Raw genomic sequence first — 24,962 nt, 5'->3', positions numbered from 1 at the left:
TGGAGAGAAAGTCTGGAAATCACCAGAGTGATGCAGCACCGATTGGCAGTAAAGATTCAATCTTTAGAAAGAAATAGAAGAGGCTTTGGATCCTAGAACGGATTTCGGATAGTTAATACACCATCAATAAGTTGTTCAGCCTGCATGTCTTCTGAGTAAAGTACTGAACAGCCTGATTCCAGCGCGGCTGCTAATATCAATGAATCGTAGAACGAATAGCCGTAGCGATTGGCTAGCCGTATGGCATCACGGACTGTTGATTCCGTGTTTTTATGAACAATAAACTGGTTAACTATCTCCTGAAGCGTAGTATCAATTTCCAGCCAGTCCTTCTTGAATTTACGCCGTAATGTGTTAGCTATCTCCTGCAAAACCTGCGTCGAAATCTGCCTACCCTCGGAAGCAACAGCCTGCCACGCCTTACGTTGCTTATCTGGTTCGGTGACAGCGTAGCAATAAATCAGTACGTTCGTATCCACGAAATAGCTAGCGCTCATTGGCCTCTCCGCGGTTGAATGTAAACCCGTTTGTATCTAGCCGAGTAGCTTTAAAAGTAGGAGCATTATGGGTATAGTCTGCTTTTTCTGCCTCTTCCGCTCGCTGAATATGAACAAACTCAAATCGCTTTAATAGCGACGACAGGAATTCCCATTCAGAATCTTTCACCTCTAATGTAACACGCATATGTTTAACAGCTAATGGTGTAAGGCTGTAAGTCATTTTCTTCACTTACAGCCTTACAAAGGTCAGCATTTTATCATTTACGCCCTAGTCCCGTCATTCACAACTATTCTCAGGATGGATATACGGTTACCACTTCATTGCTAACGCACTCCCCTACACCAGTGCGCCCTGAAATAGTTGAAGCCGCTCGCGCAGGACGTAGCTACTGACGTCGGGGTTCCAGCCACCGCGGACGCTGATCGAGAAGGCGCGGACCGTTGGCGGCAACGTAGCGTACTTGTCCAGTGCGTTATACCAGACCGACCGGTCCCGGTAGGGAGCCAGCAACGCGCGAGCCCGGTTCAAAGCCCGGTGCTGACGGGGTGACCAGATGGGCCGTTGCTTGTACGCGCCCCCCTGACCGTTCAGCAGGTCAGGAAGCGAGTGAGGTGGGCAAAGTGGCAGCAGCTCGGCTAGTAGATACAACCCCAGCTCGACGTTCAGCATCCGGTTAGCCACCATACCCGGCAGGGCATGGCGATGGCGTAACCGGGTTGCCAGCGGCTCCTGCCAGTTCAGCAGACCGTGTAGAGCCGGGCGAGCAGTAGGATAGGCGGAGGTTAATACAGCGTTCATTAGTAGGTTGTTGTTCGTTGTTCAAATCAAAATTACATCCCACAGAACGTAACGTTTTTACGTTCTGCGCTGATCCGAAAATTTATTTTTTTGGATCAGCCAGTGGATTCTTTAGTGCGCTACGGCCGTGTACGTTGGCAGGCTGTACACCCGAAACATGCCGTTATCCGTAACCGTCCAGCCCTCTTCGGCGGCAGCATCGGCCAGCCAGCTAACCAGTTCGGACTGGTACGACCAATACCCGCGATTCCGCAGAAACTGACTGACCGTAATCGTCGTTGTACTGCCTTCAGCCTGAATCAGCGCAGTAGCTGCCTGCCGTACGGCCGATGGTGTAATTTGCGGGGTTGCTTTCTTTTTCGCGTTCATGAGTAAGTCAGGAGGGTATCAGCCTACCATTTGTTTGAGCGTGAAAATTCGGTTGCGAAAAAAACCGACTGACTTCTCCCGGAAGCGGCTGCGGTCGGTACTGATATCATACGCCTGCAAGCGCTCGGGTACGGCTACGTACGCGTCAAGCAGAGCCGCCCAGACGGTGTTTTGGCGAACGTGCGCCAGGAGCATCCGGCCCCGGTTCAGCAGCTTATGCTGTCGGGGTGTCCAGGTGGGGCGCTCCAGAAACGAACTGGCTTTGTCGGTAAGCAGGCTTGGCAGCACATCGGGAGAGGCCGTGGGAAGCAGCTGCGACAGCAGAAACAAGCCGACTTCTATATCCAGCAGTTGCTGCGCCGACAACGTAGCGCGCCGGGCCGATCGGTCGTTGGCTGGTGCAGCAGCAAGCGCTGGGGCTGCATACGGTTGCGCTACGAAAGGCGGAGCCATTAATTGGCCTGCGCCCGGTTGAGTGATTGATCGAAAGAAGGTGTTCATGAGTAGTGTTGTTTTAAAAAATTAACAGAACAAAGTTCTAGCGACCAGAACGTAATCTTTTTACGCCCTTCTTTTTTTGTGAAAATATTTTTCGGAAAATTGCATCGGTAGGAACAAGGAGAAAAAGGAACTTGGAACAAGTAGCCTTCAATCCTTTCTCCTTGTTCCCCTTCCTCCTGTCCTGTATTCCTATGCCCATCACCCGCTCTGCTTTCCAGCGTTATCGTCTGATTGACGAATTGATTAGCCGCTATCCGCGTCAGTATTCCAAGCAGAAGCTGTTTGATATCTGCCGGGACAAGTGCGGCATCCGATCGATGTCGTCGCTGGAAAAGGATATTCAGCGCCTGCGCGAAGACCACGACGCGCCTATCGCCTACGACAAACGGCGTAACGGCTACTACTACACCGATCCGCAGTTTCGACTGTTGCGGCTCATGCTCAGCCCCGACGATATGGAAGCGCTCGACTACGCCCGCGAGGTGCTGGCGGCAACGCAGGGGGCTACCGTCGCGAATGAGCTGACCAACGCGTTGCAGAAGGTGCGGCAAAGTCTGGATATTATCCGGGAGGTAAAACGCGACGGCGACGACGGCAATACGCTGACGCGCCGGGTCGTCTACGTCGAGGAGCGGATTCTGGGGCAAAACCGGCAGTACGTTCCTGTTCTGATCCGGGCCATCAACCAGAACCGGCAGATTACGTTTCGGTACAGCAAGCACGAAAACGCCGAACCCGAACGCCGGCTCCGGAACCTGCATCCGATCCTGCTGCGTGAAGTGGCCGACAGTTGGTACGTCATCGGGTACGACGCCGAGAGCCAGCGCGAGAAAACGTTTGCGCTGGACCGCATGAGCGATCTGACCCTGCTGGACGACGCCTGCTCTGTTCCTCCGAACGTACTGGAATACGTCAGTGAACTGTTTGAACATATCTACGGCATCACCGACAGCAATGGTCCGGTAGAGGAAATCATTCTGTCCTTTACGCCCCTGTTTGGTCGTTACGTCAAAGCCAAACCCATTCACCAGACGCAGGAAATTCTCAGCGATACGGAAACGGAGTGCATTGTCAAACTGCGTCTGGCGCCCAACCGCGACCTACTGATGCACCTCCGTAGCTACGGCGATCACCTGAAGGTAATGCAGCCACCAAGTTTGGTACAGGCCTTGATGGAATCCATGCAGACTGCACTGGCGCGGTACTGATTTCAATTCACATCTACACGCATGTACACCTTCACCGCATTACTCCAGCGCTTCGACGACAAAGGCGAGAAGACTGGCTGGACCTACGTAACAATTCCAGTCTCCGTCAGCGAAGCCATGAAACCTGGCCAGAAAACATCGTACCGGGTAAAAGGCACACTGGACAATTACGCCATTAAACAGGTCGCCCTGGTGCCAATGGGCAACGGGCAGTTCATCATTGCCGTTAACGCTACCATGCGCCGGGGTATTCGCAAGGAAGCGGGCGCAACGGTGCAGGTTTCGCTCGACATCGACGATGATCCGTTTCCGATCTCACCGGACCTGATCGCCTGTCTGGAAGACGAGCCTGCTGCGCGAGAGTTTTTTACAACACTCCCCAAGGGGCACCAGCAGTATTTCAGCAACTGGATTGAGAGTGCTAAAACCATTGATACCAAAGCCAAACGCCTTACGCAGGCCGTAACAGGTCTGGCGATGGGCCTGGGATACGGCGAGACGATCCGGCATTTTAAGCAATTACGGGACTAACCGCCCAATTCATTGCGGGTATGTTATGGATCAACCCAAGAGACTAAGTACATAATTCTAAAGAATTTATAGACTTCTGAAAAACCTTTCCCGTAGATCGTAGTAGCATGAGTATGAACACTACTACTGAACAGCAACGTCTTGAACGGCAATGGGAGAGACAGGAGAATTGGTATCAATGGGGACCTTACCTGAGCGACCGCCAATGGGGTACCGTCCGGGAAGATTACAGCGCTGATGGTTCCGCCTGGGATTATCTACCGCACGACATGGCCCGTTCGCGAGCGTACCGCTGGGGAGAAGATGGTCTGGCCGGTATTTCGGACGACACGCAGACCCTCTGCTTCGCGCTTGCCCTTTGGAACGGCAACGACCCGTACCTGAAAGAACGCCTGTTTGGCCTGACTAACGAGCAGGGTAATCATGGCGAGGACGTCAAGGAGTTGTATTATTACCTCGACAATACCCCCACCCACAGCTATATGCGAATGCTGTACAAGTACCCGCATGCTGCGTTTCCATACCAGAAGCTGATCGATGAAAACGGTCGGCGCTCGTTTCAGGATCGAGAGTACGAGCTGCTGGATACGGGCCTGTTTGACGACAACCGCTATTTCGACGTAGTGGTGGAATACGCCAAAGAGAGCCCCGATGATATGGTTGTTCGGATAACGATTCATAACCGCGCCAGTGAAGCCGCTCCCCTGCACGTATTGCCTACCCTCTGGTTCCGCAACCGGTGGACATTCGGCCTGGAGCAGGAAAGACCACGGATTGAGCGCATGGACAACAGCGCCGACGGTTTTCACCACGTCCGGGCCATCCATACCCGACTGGGCAACTATATTCTGAGTTTTCAGGAACCGGAGCGGGTCCTGATGACCGAGAATGAAACCAACCAGGAACGTGTGTTTGCCCGCGACAATAATAGCCCCTTCGTCAAAGACGCCTTTCACGGGGCCGTTACGTCCGGCAACTTTACACCCTTCGATCAGCATCCCGACGGGACTAAGTGCGCTCCCCTGTATAGTTTCACCATTGAGGCCGGCGCATCCGTCGAGCTACGCCTTCGCCTGCACCGCGAGCTGGCCGATTCACCCCTCTCCGGCAATTTTGACGAGTTGTTTGACAGTCGTCGGCGGGAGGCCGATGAATTTTATGCAGCCCTCACACCGGGCCTTACGCCCGAAGACATGCAGATCAAGCGGCAGGCCTGGTCAGGACTGCTCTGGTCAAAACAGTATTATAACTACAATATCGGCGACTGGCTACGCGGGGATATGGGCCAGCCGATGCCGCCCCCGGAACGATGGCACGGACGTAATTCTGACTGGCAGCATATCAACGCCGAGCATATTCTGCTGATGCCCGACAAATGGGAATACCCCTGGTTTGCCGCCTGGGATCTAGCTTTCCAGGCCACGGCGCTGGCGCCTGTCGATCTTCAGTTTGCCAAGGAGCAGTTGTATCTGCTGGCCGATCCGGCTTTCCAGGCCGCCGATGGCCGGCTACCAGCCTACGAATGGAATTTTTCGGACAACAATCCGCCCCTGCGCGGTGGTTTGTCGTGGCTGTTCTACGACCAGGAACTGAAGAGTACCGGCAAGCGTGACGTTGAGTTTCTGCGGATCATGCAGAACAGATTGCGGGCCAATTACGAATGGTGGACAACGCGGGCGGGCGGTCAGCGTGACAACCTGTTCCAAGGCGGCTTTCTGGGGCTCGACAATGTCAGCCTCTTCGACCGGAGCGAAGGAGTGCCGGGGGGCGGTACCCTGGATCAGGCCGATGCAACGGCCTGGATGGCGACCTATACCGTGTACATGATGCGGATATCGCTGGAACTGGCCCAGGACGATCCCGTTACGTATGAATCGCTGGCGGTGTACTACTTCGAACGCTATGTCCGGATTGCTGATGCCCTTCAGGAGATTGCTACACTCTGGATCAAAGGCGATGACGACGAGAGTAACAACGGGTTTTCATACGATGTACTGCACCTGCCCAATGGCGAGAGCATTCCGCTGGCGATCCGGTCGATGGTGGGTTTATCGAACCTGTTCTGCGTGATGACGATGGATCAGGACAAAGCCAAAGCGCTCCCGGCTTTCTACGCACGCGTGCAACAATACTACGCACGCGTGCAACAATACCTGGATGACAAGAAGGGAGAAAAACCCTGTTATGTTGTCGTTGAAGAGGACCCTGACAGAAACTGTATCCTCTTTTCGCTGCTGTCCTGCGATCAGTTAGAGCGGCTGGCTACCTATCTCTTCAATGAGGATGAGTTGCTCGCGCCGGGCGGCATTCGCTCGCTATCGAAAGTGTACAAAGAGCCGTTTGAGCAGGAACTTGCGGGTGATCACTACGAAATTCACTACGTCCCCGGTGAATCTGACTCGGGCATGTTTGGCGGCAATTCCAACTGGCGCGGTCCCGTCTGGCTCCCGATGAATTTTATGATCGTCAGCGCCCTGCGTGAATTCGGTAAGTATTACGGCGATCAGGTAAAAGCCGAACTACCCGTCGGCAGCGGTAACAAGGGGAACTTGACCCAGGCCGCCGATTTTTTGACGGAACGCATCTGGCGAATTTTCCGGCGCGATGAACAAGGCTGCCGCCCCGCCCACGGCCCCCATGATCAATACCGCGACGATCCGCATTTTAAAGACCTGCTGCTGTTCTACGAACATTTCGACGGCGATACGTCGCGGGGCCTCGGTGCCAGTCATCAAACGGGTTGGTCGGCGTTGGTAGCGGTGTTGTGATTTGAAGGGAGAAAGGAGGAAAGGGAGGAGAGGAGGAAGGAAGATGCCTTTGGCTATTTTTCCTCCTTATCTCTTTTTATAAAAGGAAGACATAGCCGTATTGATCCGGCTAGTAAAACCCTTTGTTGGCCATCGCTTGTTTATGAGCTAGACCAACGAACGACGCTATGGACCTTGAGAAAGTTTTTAGCTGGGTTACCCCGCTGATGTTGGGCGCATTGCTGGGCGCATACTGGATACTGGACGGGTTGTCGCACACGGTAAACGGTACAAAAGCCGAACAACGGGATTACGGGCTCTTGATTGTACTGGGATTACCGCTGCTGCTTGGCTGCGTAGGCACGCACTTTCTGATTCGCCGGCTGGCCAATCACAACACGCTGTATGTCTGGATCATTGAGGCAATGCTGGTTGGAGCTGTAGCCAGCGTGTTCATGCGTTCCTGACAGTATCTTTTCCTCGTTTTTTAGTAACGTTAATTCTGTCATCCCGACGCAGGGAAGGATCTTCAGTAACAAGCAATTTTTCTGCTACTGTCGAAGATCCCTCCTTGCATCGGGATGACTGAATATTGACACGATTCAACCCTCCTTTTCTATTGACTCCACTCCGTCGGAGTGCGATCCCAGCGGTGGCCTTTTAGTTCGTGCAGTAGTTCGGGGGAGAGACCACGACCATCACTAACCGCCGTATTGGCTTCCACGTTACGTAGCTGGCGCATACCGGGAATCGTCGTATGCACATCCGGATTGCTCAGGATAAACCGTAATGCCATTTCGGGCATCGTCATGCCCTCAGGAATAAGCGGCTTCAGTGCATCAGCGTGTTCGACGCTGCTGTTCAGGTTTTCGGGTACGAAATACGTCGACCGCCAGTCATCGGCGGGGAAGGTCGTTTCCTTCGTAAACGTACCAGTCAGCGTTCCTTCATCGAACGGTACACGGGCAATGATGCCCAGATTCAGTTCTTTACAGAGCGGAAAGAGGTTGTCTTCAGGGTTCTGATCGAAGATGTTATAGATAACCTGCACAGCATCGATCATGCCCGTACGTAGTGTGTTCAGCGAATTGTCCGGCTCCCAGCGGTTGATGCTGATGCCCCAGGCCTGCACTTTGCCCTGCTCGGTCAGGCGAGTAATGGCGTCCTGCCATTCATCCTGGTTGGCCCAGTTGTCTTCCCAGACGTGAAACTGCATCAGGTCAATCGTGTCGACGCCCAGGTTCTGCAGGCTCTTGTCAACGTACTCGACGATGTAGTCGTTCGGAAACACGTCTTCCAGTTTAAACTCCGGCTTTGACGGCCACGTACGGTTTTTGGGAGGAATCTTGGTGGCTACGTACAGCTTTTTATCAGCGTTCCGTTTCAGCAGTTCCCCCAGGATTCGTTCACTGAGGCCTTCGCCGTACCCCCAGGCCGTATCAAAGAAATTACAGCCTCGCTCCACGGCGAGGTCCAGTGCTTTGTCAACGGTTTCACGCTCGGAGCCGGTCCATCCTGCCAGCCCCCACATGCCATACCCAATTTCAGAAACGTCCCAGCCCGTCCGGCCAAATGTGCGGTAATTCATATATCAGGGTTTACTACTTTTACTTACTACAGAGACTCGGAGGTCACCGGGTTTACTCTATCAAAAGATATATCTTCGAGTTGTATGAAAGAAAATACATAATCTGACAACATAACCCGCAGTAGGCACGCTCTAAAGCTTCCTCTCGTACCCGCTCTCAGTCGATGCTTTTCCTTGTAACAACGACTTCAGCAAATCTTTCCCCATCGATGAAAACTATTGGTTTTATAGTCATGCGTCTTACAAGCACGATCAAATCGACCGTTGGTTTCAACGACGTCATGAATAAGGCTACGACCGACGAACTACGCGCGGCCAGGTTAACCAATTGGCCTGATCAAAAAAAACAGCCTACACTTATGTGAGTGTAGGCCGGTAACCTGCCAAGGTCGAAACATAAACGAAAAGAGACACTACGTCCGTTTCTCCCGCTTCATATAGGTAGAGGCTCCCATTCCGCGACGAGCGCCCATTTTACTTAATTGCTGTGCATCAGCCTGCGACATGATCTGCAGCGCCGAATACTCCGTTTTACCCGTAATCATCGGGAAGCCAGCTACGCGTTGCGCCTGCGAACAATGAACGCAGGTTTTGGCAGTAGGCAGCGCTTTCAACCGCGCTTCGGGGATCGGATTACCACATTTGATACAGTACATAACGTCGATTAGTTAGCTATTTATAAAACACAAAGAGGGTCTGTATAGTGCCATAAACGGCTACTAACGCCCACCCTTAACTAACACACAAATATCTGATTATCAAATAAATGTAAATAAATTAAGTAAATATCTTTCACGTAGTTATTCTTTATAAAAAGGAGAGAAATTCAGGCTTTTCTACGCAAAAAAACGGCCCCACGTTTCGGAAACGTAGGGCCGTTTTTTTAGTAAACTTTGGCAGTTAATCAGCGTCTACCTATTGCTCATCCGGATTCTTAGCCGGAGTAGGAGCCGCTTTCTTCTCTGTTGCCAGCGAGTTGATCCAGGCAGCAATCTTCAGCGCATCAGCTTTCGGTACCTGCGGCATAGGGGGCATCTCGGTAGCGTAGTCGGGCCAGTTCTGCGGCTTTGGGCTATGAATCAGCTCGACAATCTGCTCGTTCGTGTACCCCCGCTTGGCGACGTCCACATAAGCCGGTCCTATCTGCCGCTTGTTGGCCTGGTGGCAGGCCAGACAGGTGTGTTTAGTCAGCAGTCCTTTCACCATTTCGTAGGTCGGCGCAGCTTCGGGTTTCGCAGCAGCGGCTATCGGCGTTCCGCCCTTAACAGCTTTGGCCGTCGTCTTGGCTCCCGCTTTCGTTGCTGTGGCTTTCTTCGGCGCAGCCGCTGGTGCAGGAGTCGCAGCTTTGGTCGCTGAATTCGTCGTACTCAGTTCCGCTATCGTCAGCTTGGTGCCCTGTGGAATGTTATTCAGGGTGTAATAGGCCAGCGGATGAACCAGCGAATATGACCCCTCACTGCTCCGCACGCCATCCAGACGCAGGCCGTGGATGTAATACTGCCGCAGGTTATCAACAACGATACGTGCCTTCATACCATCAGCCGAGACTTTCACGCCTTTGATGCCGTTGTCTTCCCGGTTGATTGGTGGGCTACCGTAGACAGGGTGGTATTTGTAGACAAAGCTTTCCACCGTGTACGACGCGATATCCTCCGCCGATTTCCGGTCAACGGGCGACGTAAATTCGATTTCGAAACCGTCGGGCATGGCGCGCACCGCTTTCATATCAAACGGCGTTTTTTCGTTCCAGACCAGCCGCTGTAACCCTTCGGCCGCTTCACCCGCCGAGCCCCAGCCCCGGTTGGTTTCACCGACGAACAGCGAACCGTCGTTACCCCAGGCCATGCGCAGGACACCTGACTGGAAACCGCTGCGGAAATCAAAAGCTGCGCCCTGAAACTCGCCGTTCACTTTTTCCATGAAGACGCGCATGATCTTGCTCTGTCCCTGATCGCCAACCAGCAGTTGTCCCTCAAACGGACCGAAGTTTCCTTTCGGAATCTGCACGATTTCTGAGTTCGACACCCCAAAGATACCGTGAGGTAGCCAGACGGCGGGTAATTGCAACTCAGGAAACTCCTTCTTCATCTCGAACAGCGTCACCGGCGTTTCGTTGACGACGTTTTCGGGTTTGATGGCCCGTCCCTGCTCATCGCGCCGACGACGGGAATCGACTTTGGCGTACACCTGCTCGGGTTTGAGTTTTACCGGCGAATTTGCCGCGTCGGTCCAGCGAAGGCCCGCCGGGTGCCCAACCCAGGCTCCTTTTTTCAGGTGCCAGATACCGCCCGATCCGATCCAGTCGCCCTGGTTATCGGTGTAGAACAGTTCGCCGTCGATCATGCCCAGTCCGCACGGAGAACGAACACCGGTTGCCCAGGGCTCCATTTTTCCGTCGGGCGTAATGTGCATGACCCAGCCCCGCCAGGGGACGCGGCTTTCGCCCGCCCACCATTCTTCGTCACCGAACGCTACGTTGCCTGACACGAAAAACGAGCCATCCGGCGCTACTTTCGGACCGAAGCTGTACTCATGGTAGTGACCCGACAATGGCCAGGCGAACACCGTTTCGAGTCGGTCAACTTTACCGTCCTTATTCAGGTCAACCAGCTTCGTCAACTCGCCCCGCTGCGCGCAGTACAGAGCGCCATCCTTGTAAACCAGGCCCAGTACCTCATGCAGACCCGAGGCTACTTTCCGGAAAAACGGGCGTCGGCTGGTCGGGTTCTCAACCAGGAAAATGTCACCCCGGCGCGTGGCGATGCCCAGGTCGCCGTTAGGCAATACCGTCAGCCCGCCAACTTCGAGCAGGGTTCCTTCCGGCGCGGGCACCCGCATTACTTTGAAGAAATCTTCTTCTTTCGGCGACTCCTGCGCCTGACTGAACGGAGCCGCTCCGCCCAGCAGGATCGCCGTTGTCAGCAGCGAACCAAGCGTCTGCCGTAGTCGGCCTGTGTGTATAAACGTCATGGGTAGGTATAGTCAGAATAGGATCGAATAACTCAGCGTATTATTTTTCACGGGTACAATCAGCTCCTGCCGGTTCCCCATTTGCCGAACGGTAGGCTTGAGGCCCTTACTGTCGTCCAGCCGCAGGTAATACGCTTTTCCATCAATCAGGTAATTATTATCAGCCAGGGTTTCGATAGAACCTCCTTCGGCCAGCCGGGCAACTAGTCCATCCACTGGGCTCTTAAACGTCATCTCCCGCCGGATTCCTTCGCCGTTGGGCAGTACCCGAATGGCATCGTCTACGCTGACGCCATGTGCAGTGTACATAAACGTCGGCTGGTCGTTCTCGTCCAAGGCATATCCCAATGGCCGAAACGAGCTGCCTGCTGTGTCGGTAGCCCAGGCTGCCTGCGCGGAGGCCATCCGGCCAATCGCCAGGGCTGGAACGCCCAGTCGCTGTACCATACCCGTTGGCCGCGACGAACCATCGCCCCGGTTGTTCCACATGGGCGTAGCATCGAGAAACTGACCACGCCATACCTGCACGATAGCCCCTTTGTCCAGGTCGTACGTATAATGGACCTGCTCAGGACTACCCACCGATACCGCGTGCGTAACACGCACCCGGCGCCCTTGCCCATTTTCGTTCGGGACATCCATGAAACTACGCAAAACCGTCGTCTTCGGCGCATCGATTAAGATTGGGCCATCACCCCCAAATTCGACACTGTTATCGCCCACGATGAACTCACGCAGGCCGTCGCCCTGCAATGCCAGATTAATCGACGGGGTAGCCCGGGCCGACAGCTTCGAGTACAGGATCTCGACCGGTTGGTCACCAGCGGGCAGCGTCAACTGGACGCCCGGACGCCGACCGGCATTACTCCAGGGAACAACGACTTTGTCGCCGATCTTTAGCCGCGTAAACCCACCAGCTCCGTTCAGACTCAGGGTGTATGTACCGGCTTCCTTCACCCGCAGGGTACCGTTATAGCGAATCAGGAAGTTGTTTGCGTTACGAGTAACGCCCGCCGTCAGTCCGTTGGCCGGGCCCTTTGCTTCGGGCGGGTTGCTATCGTTGCCAGGTTCTTTGTCGAACTGACCACCGTACACGGCATAGGTCAGATCGACCAGTTCGGGCCGGGGTTTATCAAACGCTACGTAACGAATATTCCGGAACGCCACGGGGCCGTGATCGCCCTGAATCAGCAGCGGGCCCTTCGCGGTTTCGTCGTTTTTCAACGGACCACGGGTTGGGCCAGTCAACGTAACATTTTCGTGAATCGTTACGCCGTTCAGCTCAGCCCGGATAATCTTGGCATTTTCAATTTTGCGGCCACTGGCGTCGAAGCGAGGAGCCAGGAAGGAGATCCGCATGTGCTGCCACAGACCGGGTGCCCGGCTGGCATTCTGGCGGGCGGCCTGCCCTTCGTAGCCCTGCTGGCCGGCCGGCCGATTGTCGTCCCAGCGCTGGTAGATGGAGCCATTGTCACCAACTTTGGCGGTTTTGCTACCCCAGCTATCCATGAGCTGAATTTCGTATCGTCCCTGCAGATAGACGCCCGAGTTGGAGCCTTTCGCCATCAGGTAGTCAAATTCGAGATCGATATCGCCGTGTTCGAACTTCGTCAGCAGGTTACTGTTGTTTTTGCTGTCGTTCTGATTGACCAGTACGCCCGTTCCGGCTTTGGTCGTTATGGTGTTCTCGCGACTCAGATCGGCGTTGACATCGCCAACAATACGCCAGTTTTTACCCGGTGCTGCGTCGCCAGATGATGCCCCGCCAGCTTGTCGAAATGACTGCAGATCCGTCAGCGGTATTGTACCGGGCTGCGCTCCCGTCGGTTGTGGCTGGCCTGATACCGAACCGAGCAGACCACTCAGGAGTAATCCGCCAAGTCCAATCGTCCGCGCCTGGGCGGCAATGAGGTAAAACATTATGTGAAAGGGTTAAATAAAATAGCTGGAGTAACCGGACAGAAGTTCTATCCAACTGTCCTAAGAAAATTACCAACGATTCTTACTGATTGGCATCGGCAACAAATCGTTGGTAATTAAGTATTTATACAGACTACTGCGCTGGATAACCAGGATTCTGCTTTAGATTGGGATTGGCCGCCAGCTGACGCTGTGGAACAGGGAACAGCCGCTTCGTTGGGTCGCTGGGCTGATGATCCCACCAGCTCGTAGTTGTGAAGGCCCCAAACCGGATCATATCCGTCCGCCGTTTCCCTTCGAAAATAAACTCGCGTCCGCGCTCGGCCAGCAGTTCGTTTAGTGTCAACGTAGTCGGCGTATACGCTTCTTTGGTGAAGTCAGCCGCGCTGAACGCCCGCTTCCGGCAGTCGTTGATCAGTTGTACGGCTTCGGCCGTGGCGGCTCCGCCGTTTTTCCGCATCAGCGCTTCGGCTTTGGCGAAGTAGATCTCCGTCAGCCGGTACAGCGACCAGTCGTTGCTCCAGTATTTGGCTTCCGTCTGCCGACCGGGCCGGTATTTGTTGAACCGGGCTCCGCTGTTTTCTTCCCCGTCAACCATCGTTGAGCTGGTTTTCCCCTCGCTGGCCCGCCGGATTTCCTTCACGAATACCAGTTGCTTATCACGATATTCCTCGGTACCCAGTACAGGCTGCGTAGGGTTAAGCGCCTGGAACTGCGGTCCGATCAGCATCCAGGTCGATTTGCGCAGATCGTTATCTTTGAAGGCATCATAGGCGCTCGGAATAACGACTACCCCATTATTCCCGTTGGCATCTCCGCCGTAGATAAGCCGCTGCTGAAAATGGTAGAAATCACTGTTCCAGCCGCAGCGCGTTGGCGTTTGCTGGAAGTCGTAGACCAGCTGAAACAGAATCTCCTTCGAGTTATCGTTGGTGTTGCTGTACGTAGCCAGCAGGTCGGCATCCAGCGCGGGCGTGCCGTTCAGGCCGCCTGTTTCGCCCCGCATAATCTTATCGCAGGCTGCGATACAATCATCCCAGCGGGCGGTTCCCGACCATACTTCGGCGTTCAGGTACAGCTCGGCCAGCATAGAATAACCGGCCGCCTTCGTGATACGTCCGATCAGACTTTTGCTCAGGTTTGGGAGCAGATCGACGTTTTCCTTCAGCTCTTTCTCGACAAAGGCAAACACTTCGGCCCGGGGGGCAGTGGCCGGACTGAGGGGCGTACCCACCGCCGTCACGATAGGAATGTTGCCATACATATCCATCAGCCGCATGTAGTGATACGCCCGGAAGACCTTTAGTTCGGCGATAAAAGCCGCTTTTTCCTGCTCACTTACGCCAGCGCGGGCGAAGTCAACCCGGCTGAAATCGCCCAGCGTACTGTTGCAGAAACCAACCCCCGTGAACAGCAACGACCAGGGGTTCCACATGTTATTCTCCGTAAATACCCAGCTATGGCCGTGCAGTCGAATCCACTGCGCATCGTCATAGCCGTGACGACCTTTCTGCGGCCAGGCCAGCTGGTCGGCCGACAGTTCGTTCATACGCCAGGAACCCTGCTGCCCGGTTGGTGCTGCCCAGGCGTTGGCGTGGGTGTAGGGACGTAGCACACCCGACAGGATTTCCTGGCGGTTGTTATAAAACGCGTTGGCGTTGATGGAACTGTACAGGGTTTCGTCCAGATCTGTGCAGCCGTTCATTCCCAGCGACAGGGTTAGCAGGCCACCCAATAAAAGTCCTTTATGTAATCGTTTCATGGAAATTCGTATTAGAAGCCAATGTTAAGACCTGCCGTGAACGAGCGTGTGCGTGGGTAGAAACCACGACCATCGATACCCGGTGCCAGACCGGTATCGTCCACTTCAGGGTCTGTGCCCCGGTAGCGGGTAATAGTCAGCAGGTTACGCCCGGTGAGGTACAGCCGCAGGTTGCGGATCAGGGGCGTCTTGAATTTGAAATTGTAGCCCAGCGTTACGTTATCAAGCTTCACAAAACCGCCCGGCTCCAGGTAATAATCGGAGTACTGCAGCGCGTCGTTGATCTGGTTGTTGCGCGTGATAGCATCCAGCAATACGTTGTTTGGCAGGTAAATCTTGTTGCCGAAGAACACCTGCTGCAGGTTCAGAATGTCGTAGCCAAACTTACCCCGGAAGAAAGCCGTCAGGTCGAAGTTTTTGTACTGAAACCGGTTCGTCCAGGACAGGTAGTATTTCGGAATGCCGTTGCCGATGTATGCGTAGTCATCGTTCGGAACGATTTTGTCGGCGGTAACCGCTTCGCCCGTGGCTTTGTAGAACAGCCATTTGCCTTCGGGCGTGAACCCGGCAAATCGTTTACCGTAGAAGCTGCCCAGCGGGCCACCTTCAATGGTCCGGATGGCATTTCCCAGTGCGCCAAAACCACCGATATCACCAAAGTTCAGGAAGGTTACTTTGAACACATCATCCGAGAAGGACACCAGTTTATTATTCTGTGTGCTGGCCGCTACGTCCATGTCCCAACGGAAATTCTCTTTCTGCATGACCGAACCGCTCAGGGTAAGTTCAACCCCTTTGTTATCGATCACGCCCACGTTCGTGTACAGAGTCGACTGCACAAACGGCGGCAACTGCGTGTTGAAGCTGCCTAGCAGGTCAGATGTCCGGCGCTGGTAGACTTCGATAGCCCCCGTCAGGCGGTTGTTGAACAGACCAAAGTCAAGACCAACGTTTACCTCCTGTTTGCGCTCCCAGCGCAGGTTCGGGTTTGGGTTGTTGCTCGGACCGTAAGTCTGCCGCCATACGCCGTCGTCGTTCAGGTAGAAGTTACCCGTGCTCAGCCGTACTACCGACTGGTAGTTCGGAATACCCTGGTTACCCGTTACGCCATACCCAACGCGCAGTTTCAGCGTGTTCACGAACTGCACGTTGCTCATGAAGTTCTCTTTGCTGATGGTCCAGCCAACCGAGGCCGCCGGGAAGTTACCGAACTTGTTATTAGCCCCGAAACGCGACGAGCCTTCCCGACGCAGAATGAACTGCGCGATATACTTGTCTTTGTAGGCATAGTTCAACCGACCGAAAAACGCAACCAGCGTGTTGTCTTCTTTGAAGCTACCCAGTGATGATTTACCCAGCGTCAGGAAGTTACCCGCACCCAGGTTATTTTCTTCAAAGGCGTCGTTCAGGAAACCACTGCTTGCTCCGGAAAATTCTTCTACGACACCGTACTGGTAGCTATACCCAACCAGCGCGCGCAGGCTATGGTCCTGTTTGACCAGCCGTTCGTATTCCAGCGTTGACTCAAAGGTGTAGTTGTTAGCCAATCGGTTGTATTTGCGGCCATAGCCTGTTCCGGCTACGGCAGTACCGTTCAGCGTACCGATCTGCGAGAAACGCGACGCCCGGGAGCGGTATTCATTATCGTTCCAGGAATCGCGGACCACAGCTCCGAAAGCCGACGCCCTTAGGCCATCGATCGGCTCCAGTGTCAGTCGGAAATCGCCCGAAGTTGTTTGCTGATTACGCAGGTTTTTTTCCTGATTTAACCGGCCAATCGGGTTCGTCGTCGATCCCTCTTCGTAATACGTACCATTCGGATTGAACACGGGTTGCGTTGGGTTACGGCCCAGTGCATTCTCAAAATCACCGGCCTGTCCACCCAGTAGATTGGCGTTGCTGATGTTCGTAGCCAGGTTCATTTGGGCCGATAGCCGGTTGTCCAGTCCGCGCTGGTTGAAGCTCAACCGGCCGCCGTACTGCTTCCGCCAGTTCTGCAGCGTGATAGGATCAGCACCGTTATAATATACCGACGCTCGGTAGCTGCCATTTTCGCCACCACCCGACATAGCCAGATTGTGGTACTGGCTCAAGTTATCTCGGTTAATAAGCTGGCCGTACCAGTCGGTCGATGCGCCCAGGTCCAGCATTTGCCCGGCCTTTACGTTGGTCGGATCGTTCCGGTACGAACGCCATTCTTCCGGTGTCAGGAAGCGGGGCTGCTTCGCTACAGACTCGTGCTGAAAATAAGTAGAGTAATCATAACGGGCGGGGCCAGACTTCCCTTTTTTCGTGGTGATCAGGATTACACCAGCGTTACCCCGGGTACCGTAGATAGCAGCCGCTGAACCGTCTTTCAGCACGTCGAATGACGCAATATCATCCTGCTGCAACAGATCCAGGTTACCCCCCGGAATTCCGTCAATAACGATCAGTGGCGATAAAGAGCCGTTGATCGATGTAATCCCCCGCAGCTGAATCGCTGGGCTCGAGTTGGGGTTGTTACCCTGCGTCCGGGTGATCTGCAGACCGGCTACTTTACCTTGGACCAGGTCCAGCGCGTTCCGGGTACCACCCTGGTTGAAGTCTTCTACCTTAACCGTCGATACGGCAGACGTCACTTCCGACCGTTTCTGCGTACCATAACCGACAACGACTACTTCGTTCAGCGATTTTACGTCGGTCGCTAAGGTCACGTCGACAGTTGCCCGCCCTTTGAGCGCCACTTCCTGCGACGTAAAACCAATCGACGAAACGACCAGCGTTACGTTGCCATCCGATACGTTCAGCGTATAGGCTCCGTTCGCGTCGGTTACAGTACCAGTGTTCGACGTTCCTTTGACCAGTACCGTCGCGCCCGGAATGGGTTTTCCCAGCTCATCCAGTACCCGTCCTTTAACCGTTACTGGTGGCACACTAGCCGCAATGGCTACCGACGTGGGCGCTGCTGCCGACTGGTTCAGTGCTTTTTCCGGCAACCGGGTCAGCACCAACCGGCTCCCCACCGGTTCGTATTTAATCTGCAGGGGAGTCAGCAGCGTATTCAGTACCTGCGAAAGTGGTTCGTTAGTTGCGGCAATCGACACCCGCCGGTCGGCCTGAATCAGGTCAGGGCTGTAGGAAAACTTAACGTCGGTCAGCTTTTCAATACGGCTCAGTACGTCGCTGATGGGCCGATTGGCGAGCTGGATTGTAATTTTGTTACTTAGTACGTCCTGCGCCCGGCTGTCGGCCGCGAAAGAACCGGAGGTTAAGGCGATAGTTAATACCAGTTGAAGCAGCATCCATCGCATCACTTCCCATCTGGTACTAATTCTTGATACACGGTTACTCATATTACGTTATCGAAGGTTTGTTACTAAAAATGCGTAGATAAGAACCAGCCGACTTCGGCTGTAATACGTCAGCAGGCAGCGTTTTTCGTTTTCATAGCCAAGGGGTTAAGTGATAATCATTTTTATTGAGGGCGGGGATGAAGGAAAGTAGCTTCGGGAACGGATTACCGCCAGAGTGGCGCATCCGAAAAGGATACGGGCCCATCGAACGGTACACTTTCATAAGCAATTGGCAGAAAGTGGCCCGTTCAACTCACTTGTCTACGTATTTTTTTGCCTTTCTTTTTTGAAAAGATCCTACCCGGAGCAAAGGTGGGTTTAGTGAAATGAAATTCGCTGCGCCTAATAGCCCGCTGCGCTTATGCAGGCTTTATTTTGTTTTCCTGTTGAGAACCCCGTAAGGATCAACGGCAGCCCGGTCCTACTACCACTACGCTATCCTGACGAAAGGAATGACTAGCTTCAATGCTTTTGCAGATGATTGCCAGTTTATTGGTCAGCGTTTCGTCGGTCAGATCGGCGGTCAGGCGGCAGTTGCCCAAAGCGGCCTTATCGTAGGCGATCCGGACACCATATACTTTCTCCAGTTCGGTAAAGACGGTCGACACGGGTGTTGCCTCAAACACGAAACTGGCCGGACTGAAAGCCGGAACCTTACGGGCCAGAATCATCGGTGTAATTCGTTTGGGGGAAATCAGCCGCTCTTCGTGGCGGGCAAAGACGATCTGCTGGTTAGGGTTCAGGACTGTTCCTTCCAGCGACGGAGAGTTTATGTTCTGTTTCCGGGCTTCTTTCAGCGTAAAAACCGCTACCCGGCCCGATCGTACCGTAACCGTTACGTCTTTGTCGTTGGCGTAGGCCCGGATATTGAAACTAGTGCCCAGCACTTTTGTCCATAGTTCATTGGCATGCACCAGAAACGGGCGCTGGCGATTCTTGGCCACTTCAAAGAAAGCCTCGCCCTGCAAATAAACCGTGCGCTGGGCTTTATCGAATGCTCGTTCGTAGGTGAGCTGGCTGTTGGTTTGCAGGATTACCGAACTACCATCGGGCAGGTTGACCAGCAAGGGTTTGCTCCCTGTATTCTTTTGCTTGACATACCGACTTTCCAGGGCAACCGGTGCCTGTTGAATGGCCTGCTCTTTGTTCACCCGCAGCCCCCACCAGCTCAGACCCGCAATCAGGCATACCGAAGCGGCAATGTATAACCAGCCCCACAAGGGTTGATTGCGATTCAGTAAAGGATTCGTTTGCCCGTCGGCCCCAATCCGTTGGCGGATAGCCAGCCAGGCAGCATCCTGTTCGGCCTTGGTTACGGGTTCGGCCAGTTGTTCCGTAGCCGCTGCGAGCGAACGTAATACGTCCGCAGCCTGCGCCATACTGGCGCTATGCTCCGGATGCTCGGCCAGGAACGTTTGCCAGTAAAGCGTCGAGGCTTCGTCGGGCTGTTTTATCCACTGCCGAAAGTAGGAGTCTGCTAAAAAATCTTTGTACGTATAGTACTGGTCGTCCATAGTCAACGAGGCTTCTCATGAGTAAGTGGCGAGAATCGTCGTTTCCAACTCAACACGTTTCTGATTTTTTTCGATTTTTTGATGGAATCTGGCTAAACCGGCCAGAACGAGCTTTCTGCCAGTGTATTCAGCAGAACGGCCAGCAACGCTGGCAGGTTGGCCAGCAGATCACGCAGCGTGGTTAGCCCCCGGTTCAGGTGGTTGATCACCGACTGGTGGTTGATGCCCATAATTCCGGCAATCTCTTCGTTGCTGAAGTTATCGTAGAAAGCCAGTATGATAGCTTCGCGCTGCCGCCCCGGCAGCTGGCGAATTGACTGCTGCAGCCGGGCTACCTGCTCGGCACTGGTTTCCTGCTGCGTGATCAGATCATCGACAGCCGGGCTGAACAGGCGCTGAAAATCGAAGGACAGTTCATCGTCGTGAACCAGCACAGCCGCCTTCTGATGCAGCCGCGCCAGCTTGTTGCGCATAATCCGAAACAGGTAATACTTAATGGTATGCAGATTACGGAGCGTAGCCCGCCGTGTCCAGATTTCGACGAAAATATCCTGAACTGTATCCTGAACCAGATCGTGGTCGGCACACAAACGTTTTCCATACGCAAACAGTGGTGCCGAATGAGTCCGGTAGATTTCCTCAAAAGCATTTACGTCACCACGCTGAAACGCAGTCCAGAGAGCAGATTCGGTTAAAAACATTGAGCGTCGAGGTGCCAGCCCTGCTAAACGGAAGGACCAGACTAGCGAATAACAAAGATATAACCATATTGAGATAATATAGACATACTCGCTGGTTTTCGTAAACTGGGGTGGTCGAGAGCATGGGCCATCATTTGCCCGCTTTACCAGTCACCCGGCGGTGTAGCCGGTTCCGAAGACAGCCTGCAGCGCTACTTCAGGTTTTTTTCCAGTTCTTCGATTTTGGTGCGGAGCTGCTGCACTTCCTTGATGAGTGTCTGTAGTTCACTTTCCTTTGGCTCCTGGTCTTCTTCCACAAAAAAATTGGCTACGTAGCCCGTAAACGTTCCGAACAACCCTACCCCCACAACCATTAGTACGGCAGCAATTAATCGGCCAGCGGTCGTAATGGGATAACGATCGCCGTACCCAACCGTCGTGATGGTCACGAACGCCCACCAGAGCGCATCGGCTGGGGTTTTGATGTTGGCACCCAGCACGCGCTCCACTGACAGGATGGCGATAGCGCCAAAAATCATCAGGAGCAGGGCGCTGAGCAAAACAACGGTGAGCGTACCGTTGGCCCGGTTGTGGAAGAAGTAGCGCACAAACTCCTGCGTTGTCCGGAAGACCCGAATCATCCGCATCAACCGGATAATTCGCACCACCTGCCCCAGTCGTAACCAGGGCACTACCGGAATGCTGGCCAATAAATCAATCCAGTTCTGTTGAACAAACGGCCATTTGTGAGCGCTTTGGTAGAGTCGAAGAAAGAAATCATACAGGAAATACAGGCAAATCCCCGTATCGACGTAATTGAGCAACTGGTGCGTGTCTTCGTGTAACGGCACCAACTCGCGCAGGAGCAATCCCAGCACCACGCCGATGGACAGTACCAGCATGATGATCTGATGCAGGCTTGGCTTTTCGGAAGCAGACGGCTTCATGCTAGTTCGGCAACCGGGGTTTGGGCGGATGCAGGGGGGAAATACGGTCTTTTTTGGTAAAAAACCGCCAGAGGTCGGTCAGAAGGGCGGGATAGACAGTAGCCCCTACACTGTAATACGTCCCATTGAAATGCTGATCGATGGCTGTTTGAAAGACGGAATACCGGTAACCGATCTGGGCGCTCAGGCCCACCCAGCGGGTGGCTTTCCACTGTCCATAAACGCCAACCTGCGCAGGGACGAAAAAGCTACGCTGCGTTCGGTCGATCTGCGCATCCTGACGCAGATTATGCGGAATGGCGTAGGCAATTCCCCCACCAATCTCCACGGGTAAACTGACCATCCACCGTTTATTGTTAATGAAGTTGTGCCAGTAAAGCAGGCTCATAAACCACAGATCGGTCTGGGTATAATAATCCAGGTTGATCCGTCGGGCAGCATCGCGTCGCCAGTCGATCAGGCGGAGGTACGTAGCATACGTCAGCCAGTAATACCCCAGTGTAAGCTGGTGCCGCTTGACGCCAAACTCGATACCCGCGTTGACACCCCACACATTGACATGCTGTTTCTGCAGGAACGAATCCCGAAAATCAAGGTTGAAAGCCGGAATGAGCCGGTTATTCGGTAACGCGCCTATCGGACGGACTGCAGTCGTATCGGCTGCAGGCAGACTATCCGGCGGCACTAGAAGAGACAGGGCGAGTAAAGCGGTAGTAATCATCCTTTTCGGATAACCTCAAATAGGCATATACAGTTGTGCACGCTTTTTTAATTACAAGTTTACGGCATTTTAACTCGCTTTAAATGGGCTACCAGAACTGTTCACCCGTCATCCTGATTAAGTAAATATACCATAAACCAACTAAGCATTTATAGCTATTTTTAAGAATCACTTAATGAGGCTTTAACAACGAATTAACAAACGGCCTACAATTTGCGGCCCGAATCGATCAGATACTCTTTTCCGCAACCATTGTTCAGTTTATTACAATGTCGCATCAATCAATAGCCAGCCGCCCCTGGATGGGTATTTTGCTAAGCTGGTTTCTTATCCTCCCGGCGCTACATGCGCAATCTACCTTACCGACGCCCGCGCCAGCCCCGGATACCCTGCGTCAATCCTTATCGCAACTGGATGCGCAGTTTCTGGAGCGTAATTTTCAGCTACTGGCCCAGAAATACCAGGTTAACGTTGCCGAAGCCAACATTGTCCAGGCCGGTCTGCGCTATAACCCGAACGTTTTTTTCCAAACCAACTTCTTCAATCCGCAAACGGGCAAGTTTTTTCAGTACGGTCAGAACTCTGCTGCTGATGTGGCCAACAGCCAGTTCAACAAAGGCGGCATGACCATTCAGGTGCAGCAGTTGCTGATGCTGGCTGGCAAACGAAGCAAGCTGGTGGCGGTAGCCGAGAGCAATCGCAATCTGGCCAGCCTGGCTTTCCGGGACGTACTGCGGACGTTGCGGTACCAGTTGTACACGACCTACGCCAACCTGTTTTATGATCTACAGGCGACTGCCCTGCTGCGCGACGAAGAAGTTCGTCAGGGTCAGTTGATCGAATCGTACCGGATTGCACAGCGAACGGGCGGGGTCGCTCCCTACGAAGTTACCCGTCTGGAAGCGGCTCTGCGCGATCTACGGGCTAACATCGCCGATTATCGGGGTCAGATCGCCGACGAGCAGGCAACCCTTCGTGTTTTACTGCGGCAAACGGCTAATAGTTTTATCCTGCCAACGGACGTACCGGTTGTTACGCCAGCCATGCCCCAGATCAACGTAGCTATTGACTCGGCCCTGGCGAACCGCCCGGACGCGGCCATCGCACAGGAACAGGTCAACTACGCCCAGCGCAGCCTGACGCTCGAAAAAGCCCGGCGTACACCCGACCTGCTGGCCGGGGTTATCTTCGATAAGTACGGTAATGCCTTTAACAATTTTACGGGTCTGTATACGTCAATAGACCTGCCAATCCGGAACCGGAACCAGGGCGCAATCAGAGCCGCGGAGTTCAACCTGAAAAGCGCTCAGGCTGGTACGGATAATCAGCAGACCATCGTTCAGAGCGACGTTCTGAACGCCTATGAGAAGCTGAACACGTATTATAACCTGTACAATACGCTGCCTGCCGATTACATCGCCCGGATTCAGAATATTTCGGTAGAAGCCACCCGTAGCTACAACGCACGAACAATTGGCCTGCTCGATTACCTCGACAAAATACGGACGTATCAACAGGCCCAGCTTAACCTGATCAATCTTCGGAATAATCTGTTCCAGTCGCAGCAGTTGTTAAACTTCACCACCAACACGAAATTTTTCTAAAGAGTAAAATCGGACCGCCGAAGCGGAGCGAAAGAAGGGAAGAATGATAAAGCTACGCTTCGACAGTCCAATTTCAGATCACTCTTTCATTTCTCACCATTCGCTCATTCACTCATTCGCTCTTTGTTCTATGCGACAGCTTCCTTTCATACTTTTGGCTGGCCTTACGCTGGCCGCCTGCGGGCACTCGGAAAAGCAAGACGAACAAGCGCCCACGTCAGCCGCCGATTCGTCCAGCAGCTTCCTGACCGACTCAGTTCGGCGAATGAATCCCGAAGATGAGCTGACATTGAACGGCACCGTTACGTTCGATCAGGATAACGTCGTTCGGGTATTCCCGCTCGTGAGTGGAAACGTCGAGAAAACGACAGCCACTCTGGGCGCTTACGTACAAAAAGGGCAGGACCTGGCCCTGATCCGCTCGGGTGATATTTCGAATTACACCAACGATTACCAGGCCGACAAATCGGATCTTGAAGTGGCCCAGCAGAATTTTAAAAACACCGAAGCGCAGTACAAATCCGGATTTGCCTCGCAGACCGACTTTCTAACCGCAAAAAACAACCTAAAGAAAGCGCAGGAAGAACTGGGCCGATCGGCCAATATTCTGCGGGTGTACGGCGGCAGTACGGCCGGAACGGGGCAGCCTTACTTCTCCGTCAAAGCGCCGATTGCAGGGTACATCGTCGAGAAGAACGTCAACGCCGGGCAGGACCTGCGCTCCGACAACCAGAACCCGCTGTACACGATTTCGAGCCTGCAAAAAATCTGGGTGCTGGCCAATGTCTATGAAGAAGACATCCCTGAGGTGAAACAGGGCGAATCGGTCGATATTCAGGTACTGGCCTACCCCAACAAAACATTCCGGGGTACCATCAGCAACGTCAGCAGCGTACTGGACGAGCAGGCCCGCGTTCTGAAAGTTCGGATCGTGCTGGACAACCCCGACGGCTTGCTCAAGCCCGATATGTTCGCAACCATTCACGTGCATCTGCCCAACCGCAGCACGCCCGGCTCCGATCAGGCGCTGGCCGTGGCCCAGAAAGCCGTCGTTTTCGACCGTGATCACTACTACGTCATCGTCCAGACTGGACGCGACAAATACGAAGCCCGCGAGGTGAAAGTGCTTAAGAACACAACGCGTTACGCCTTCGTCACCGGCGGCAATCTTAAGCCCGGCGACATCGTCGTCACAGAGGGAAGTTTGCTGCTGTACAATGATCTCACCGATTAAATTCAAAGAGCGAAAGAATGAAAGAGCGAAAG

21 protein-coding genes are annotated in these 24,962 nt (G+C 53.8%); 6 read left to right on the top strand and 15 right to left on the bottom strand.

The genetic code is table 11. The features are described from left to right. Nucleotides 1-92: 92 nt before the first annotated feature. From HU175_RS05940 to HU175_RS05920, 5 genes are all read right to left on the bottom strand, one after another. On the bottom strand, nt 93-497 hold the full coding sequence (locus HU175_RS05940) for a PIN domain-containing protein (protein WP_176565711.1): 405 nt from the start codon (nt 495-497) through the stop codon (nt 93-95). Beyond that, entirely contained in the window at nt 487-684 is a 198-nt protein-coding gene (locus HU175_RS05935; RefSeq protein WP_176565710.1) for a hypothetical protein, read from the bottom strand. The genes HU175_RS05940 and HU175_RS05935 overlap by 11 nt, the downstream gene beginning before the upstream one ends. Before the next feature lie 153 nt (nt 685-837). Then, nucleotides 838-1,299, bottom strand: coding sequence for a hypothetical protein (locus HU175_RS05930; protein WP_176565709.1), 462 nt, complete (start codon nt 1,297-1,299; stop codon nt 838-840). 111 nt (nt 1,300-1,410) lie between these two features. Further along, complete coding sequence (locus HU175_RS05925) at nt 1,411-1,668, bottom strand: hypothetical protein (protein WP_176565708.1); 258 nt, start codon at nt 1,666-1,668, stop codon at nt 1,411-1,413. Nucleotides 1,669-1,686: 18 nt separating this feature from the next. Continuing rightward, the gene (locus HU175_RS05920) at nt 1,687-2,169 is read right to left on the bottom strand and encodes a hypothetical protein (protein WP_176565707.1); all 483 of its coding nucleotides are present in this window, start codon (nt 2,167-2,169) and stop codon (nt 1,687-1,689) included. A gap of 191 nt (nt 2,170-2,360) precedes the next feature. Here HU175_RS05920 and HU175_RS05915 point away from each other — a divergent pair, with 191 nt between their 5' ends. The 4 genes from HU175_RS05915 to HU175_RS05900 all read left to right on the top strand — a co-directional run bounded on the left by HU175_RS05915 (nt 2,361) and on the right by HU175_RS05900 (nt 7,122). Next, nucleotides 2,361-3,377: a helix-turn-helix transcriptional regulator gene (locus HU175_RS05915; RefSeq protein WP_176565706.1), complete on the top strand. Its 1,017-nt coding sequence runs from the start codon at nt 2,361-2,363 to the stop codon at nt 3,375-3,377. A 21-nt stretch (nt 3,378-3,398) separates the two neighbouring features. Then, a complete protein-coding gene (locus HU175_RS05910; protein WP_176565705.1) occupies nt 3,399-3,908 on the top strand; it encodes a YdeI/OmpD-associated family protein in 510 nt (169 codons plus the stop codon). Nucleotides 3,909-4,021: 113 nt separating this feature from the next. Next, nucleotides 4,022-6,676 carry a glucosidase gene (locus tag HU175_RS05905; protein ID WP_176565704.1) on the top strand — a complete coding sequence of 885 codons (2,655 nt, stop codon included), beginning with the start codon at nt 4,022-4,024 and terminating at the stop codon, nt 6,674-6,676. A gap of 167 nt (nt 6,677-6,843) precedes the next feature. Next, a complete protein-coding gene (locus HU175_RS05900) occupies nt 6,844-7,122 on the top strand; it encodes a hypothetical protein (protein WP_176565703.1) in 279 nt (92 codons plus the stop codon). 149 nt (nt 7,123-7,271) lie between these two features. Here HU175_RS05900 and HU175_RS05895 read toward each other — a convergent pair whose 3' ends face one another. The 10 genes from HU175_RS05895 to HU175_RS05850 all read right to left on the bottom strand — a co-directional run bounded on the left by HU175_RS05895 (nt 7,272) and on the right by HU175_RS05850 (nt 22,092). Next, nucleotides 7,272-8,243, bottom strand: a complete 972-nt coding sequence (locus HU175_RS05895) for an aldo/keto reductase (RefSeq protein WP_176565702.1) — start codon at nt 8,241-8,243, stop codon at nt 7,272-7,274. A gap of 413 nt (nt 8,244-8,656) precedes the next feature. Then, nucleotides 8,657-8,899: a TraR/DksA family transcriptional regulator gene (locus HU175_RS05890; protein WP_176565701.1), complete on the bottom strand. Its 243-nt coding sequence runs from the start codon at nt 8,897-8,899 to the stop codon at nt 8,657-8,659. Nucleotides 8,900-9,158: 259 nt separating this feature from the next. After that, entirely contained in the window at nt 9,159-11,213 is a 2,055-nt protein-coding gene (locus tag HU175_RS05885) for a c-type cytochrome (protein WP_228724337.1), read from the bottom strand. A 12-nt stretch (nt 11,214-11,225) separates the two neighbouring features. Then, a complete protein-coding gene (locus HU175_RS05880; protein WP_176565700.1) occupies nt 11,226-13,133 on the bottom strand; it encodes a family 16 glycoside hydrolase in 1,908 nt (635 codons plus the stop codon). A gap of 133 nt (nt 13,134-13,266) precedes the next feature. Next, the gene (locus HU175_RS05875; RefSeq protein WP_176565699.1) at nt 13,267-14,895 is read right to left on the bottom strand and encodes a RagB/SusD family nutrient uptake outer membrane protein; all 1,629 of its coding nucleotides are present in this window, start codon (nt 14,893-14,895) and stop codon (nt 13,267-13,269) included. 11 nt (nt 14,896-14,906) lie between these two features. Next, nucleotides 14,907-18,230 (bottom strand): TonB-dependent receptor, encoded by a 3,324-nt coding sequence (locus HU175_RS05870; RefSeq protein ID WP_228724336.1) that lies wholly within the window; start codon nt 18,228-18,230, stop codon nt 14,907-14,909. A 404-nt stretch (nt 18,231-18,634) separates the two neighbouring features. Then, nucleotides 18,635-19,744, bottom strand: a complete 1,110-nt coding sequence (locus HU175_RS05865; RefSeq protein WP_176565698.1) for a FecR family protein — start codon at nt 19,742-19,744, stop codon at nt 18,635-18,637. A 92-nt stretch (nt 19,745-19,836) separates the two neighbouring features. Further along, nucleotides 19,837-20,445: an RNA polymerase sigma factor gene (locus HU175_RS05860; protein WP_176565697.1), complete on the bottom strand. Its 609-nt coding sequence runs from the start codon at nt 20,443-20,445 to the stop codon at nt 19,837-19,839. Between the two features lie 191 nt (nt 20,446-20,636). Beyond that, the gene (locus HU175_RS05855; RefSeq protein WP_176565696.1) at nt 20,637-21,371 is read right to left on the bottom strand and encodes a potassium channel family protein; all 735 of its coding nucleotides are present in this window, start codon (nt 21,369-21,371) and stop codon (nt 20,637-20,639) included. 1 nt (nt 21,372) lies between these two features. Next, nucleotides 21,373-22,092: a hypothetical protein gene (locus HU175_RS05850; protein WP_176565695.1), complete on the bottom strand. Its 720-nt coding sequence runs from the start codon at nt 22,090-22,092 to the stop codon at nt 21,373-21,375. A gap of 269 nt (nt 22,093-22,361) precedes the next feature. Here HU175_RS05850 and HU175_RS05845 point away from each other — a divergent pair, with 269 nt between their 5' ends. Continuing rightward, nucleotides 22,362-23,696 carry a TolC family protein gene (locus HU175_RS05845; protein WP_228724335.1) on the top strand — a complete coding sequence of 445 codons (1,335 nt, stop codon included), beginning with the start codon at nt 22,362-22,364 and terminating at the stop codon, nt 23,694-23,696. 130 nt (nt 23,697-23,826) lie between these two features. Next, a complete protein-coding gene (locus HU175_RS05840) occupies nt 23,827-24,930 on the top strand; it encodes an efflux RND transporter periplasmic adaptor subunit (RefSeq protein ID WP_176565694.1) in 1,104 nt (367 codons plus the stop codon). Nucleotides 24,931-24,962: the final 32 nt, after the last annotated feature.

It is taken from the genome of Spirosoma sp. KUDC1026, from assembly GCF_013375035.1.
Taxonomy (GTDB): Bacteria; Bacteroidota; Bacteroidia; order Cytophagales; family Spirosomataceae; genus Spirosoma.
Note: the sequence above shows the minus strand (reverse complement) of the source record. Positions and strands in the feature narration are given on the sequence as shown.

Excerpts from the sequence above, each read along its gene's own strand:
- HU175_RS05870 (WP_228724336.1), bottom strand. The coding sequence starts at position 18,230 with ATGAGTAACCGTGTATCAAGAATTAGTACCAGATGGGAAGTGATGCGA.
- HU175_RS05890 (WP_176565701.1), bottom strand. The coding sequence starts at position 8,899 with ATGTACTGTATCAAATGTGGTAATCCGATCCCCGAAGCGCGGTTGAAA.
- HU175_RS05930 (WP_176565709.1), bottom strand. The coding sequence starts at position 1,299 with ATGAACGCTGTATTAACCTCCGCCTATCCTACTGCTCGCCCGGCTCTA.
- HU175_RS05915 (WP_176565706.1), top strand. The coding sequence starts at position 2,361 with ATGCCCATCACCCGCTCTGCTTTCCAGCGTTATCGTCTGATTGACGAA.
- HU175_RS05860 (WP_176565697.1), bottom strand. The coding sequence starts at position 20,445 with ATGTTTTTAACCGAATCTGCTCTCTGGACTGCGTTTCAGCGTGGTGAC.
- HU175_RS05880 (WP_176565700.1), bottom strand. The coding sequence starts at position 13,133 with ATGTTTTACCTCATTGCCGCCCAGGCGCGGACGATTGGACTTGGCGGA.
- HU175_RS05940 (WP_176565711.1), bottom strand. The coding sequence starts at position 497 with ATGAGCGCTAGCTATTTCGTGGATACGAACGTACTGATTTATTGCTAC.
- HU175_RS05855 (WP_176565696.1), bottom strand. The coding sequence starts at position 21,371 with ATGAAGCCGTCTGCTTCCGAAAAGCCAAGCCTGCATCAGATCATCATG.
- HU175_RS05895 (WP_176565702.1), bottom strand. The coding sequence starts at position 8,243 with ATGAATTACCGCACATTTGGCCGGACGGGCTGGGACGTTTCTGAAATT.
- HU175_RS05850 (WP_176565695.1), bottom strand. The coding sequence starts at position 22,092 with ATGATTACTACCGCTTTACTCGCCCTGTCTCTTCTAGTGCCGCCGGAT.
- HU175_RS05845 (WP_228724335.1), top strand. The coding sequence starts at position 22,362 with ATGTCGCATCAATCAATAGCCAGCCGCCCCTGGATGGGTATTTTGCTA.
- HU175_RS05925 (WP_176565708.1), bottom strand. The coding sequence starts at position 1,668 with ATGAACGCGAAAAAGAAAGCAACCCCGCAAATTACACCATCGGCCGTA.
- HU175_RS05935 (WP_176565710.1), bottom strand. The coding sequence starts at position 684 with ATGCGTGTTACATTAGAGGTGAAAGATTCTGAATGGGAATTCCTGTCG.
- HU175_RS05875 (WP_176565699.1), bottom strand. The coding sequence starts at position 14,895 with ATGAAACGATTACATAAAGGACTTTTATTGGGTGGCCTGCTAACCCTG.
- HU175_RS05885 (WP_228724337.1), bottom strand. The coding sequence starts at position 11,213 with ATGACGTTTATACACACAGGCCGACTACGGCAGACGCTTGGTTCGCTG.
- HU175_RS05905 (WP_176565704.1), top strand. The coding sequence starts at position 4,022 with ATGAACACTACTACTGAACAGCAACGTCTTGAACGGCAATGGGAGAGA.
- HU175_RS05900 (WP_176565703.1), top strand. The coding sequence starts at position 6,844 with ATGGACCTTGAGAAAGTTTTTAGCTGGGTTACCCCGCTGATGTTGGGC.
- HU175_RS05910 (WP_176565705.1), top strand. The coding sequence starts at position 3,399 with ATGTACACCTTCACCGCATTACTCCAGCGCTTCGACGACAAAGGCGAG.
- HU175_RS05840 (WP_176565694.1), top strand. The coding sequence starts at position 23,827 with ATGCGACAGCTTCCTTTCATACTTTTGGCTGGCCTTACGCTGGCCGCC.
- HU175_RS05865 (WP_176565698.1), bottom strand. The coding sequence starts at position 19,744 with ATGGACGACCAGTACTATACGTACAAAGATTTTTTAGCAGACTCCTAC.
- HU175_RS05920 (WP_176565707.1), bottom strand. The coding sequence starts at position 2,169 with ATGAACACCTTCTTTCGATCAATCACTCAACCGGGCGCAGGCCAATTA.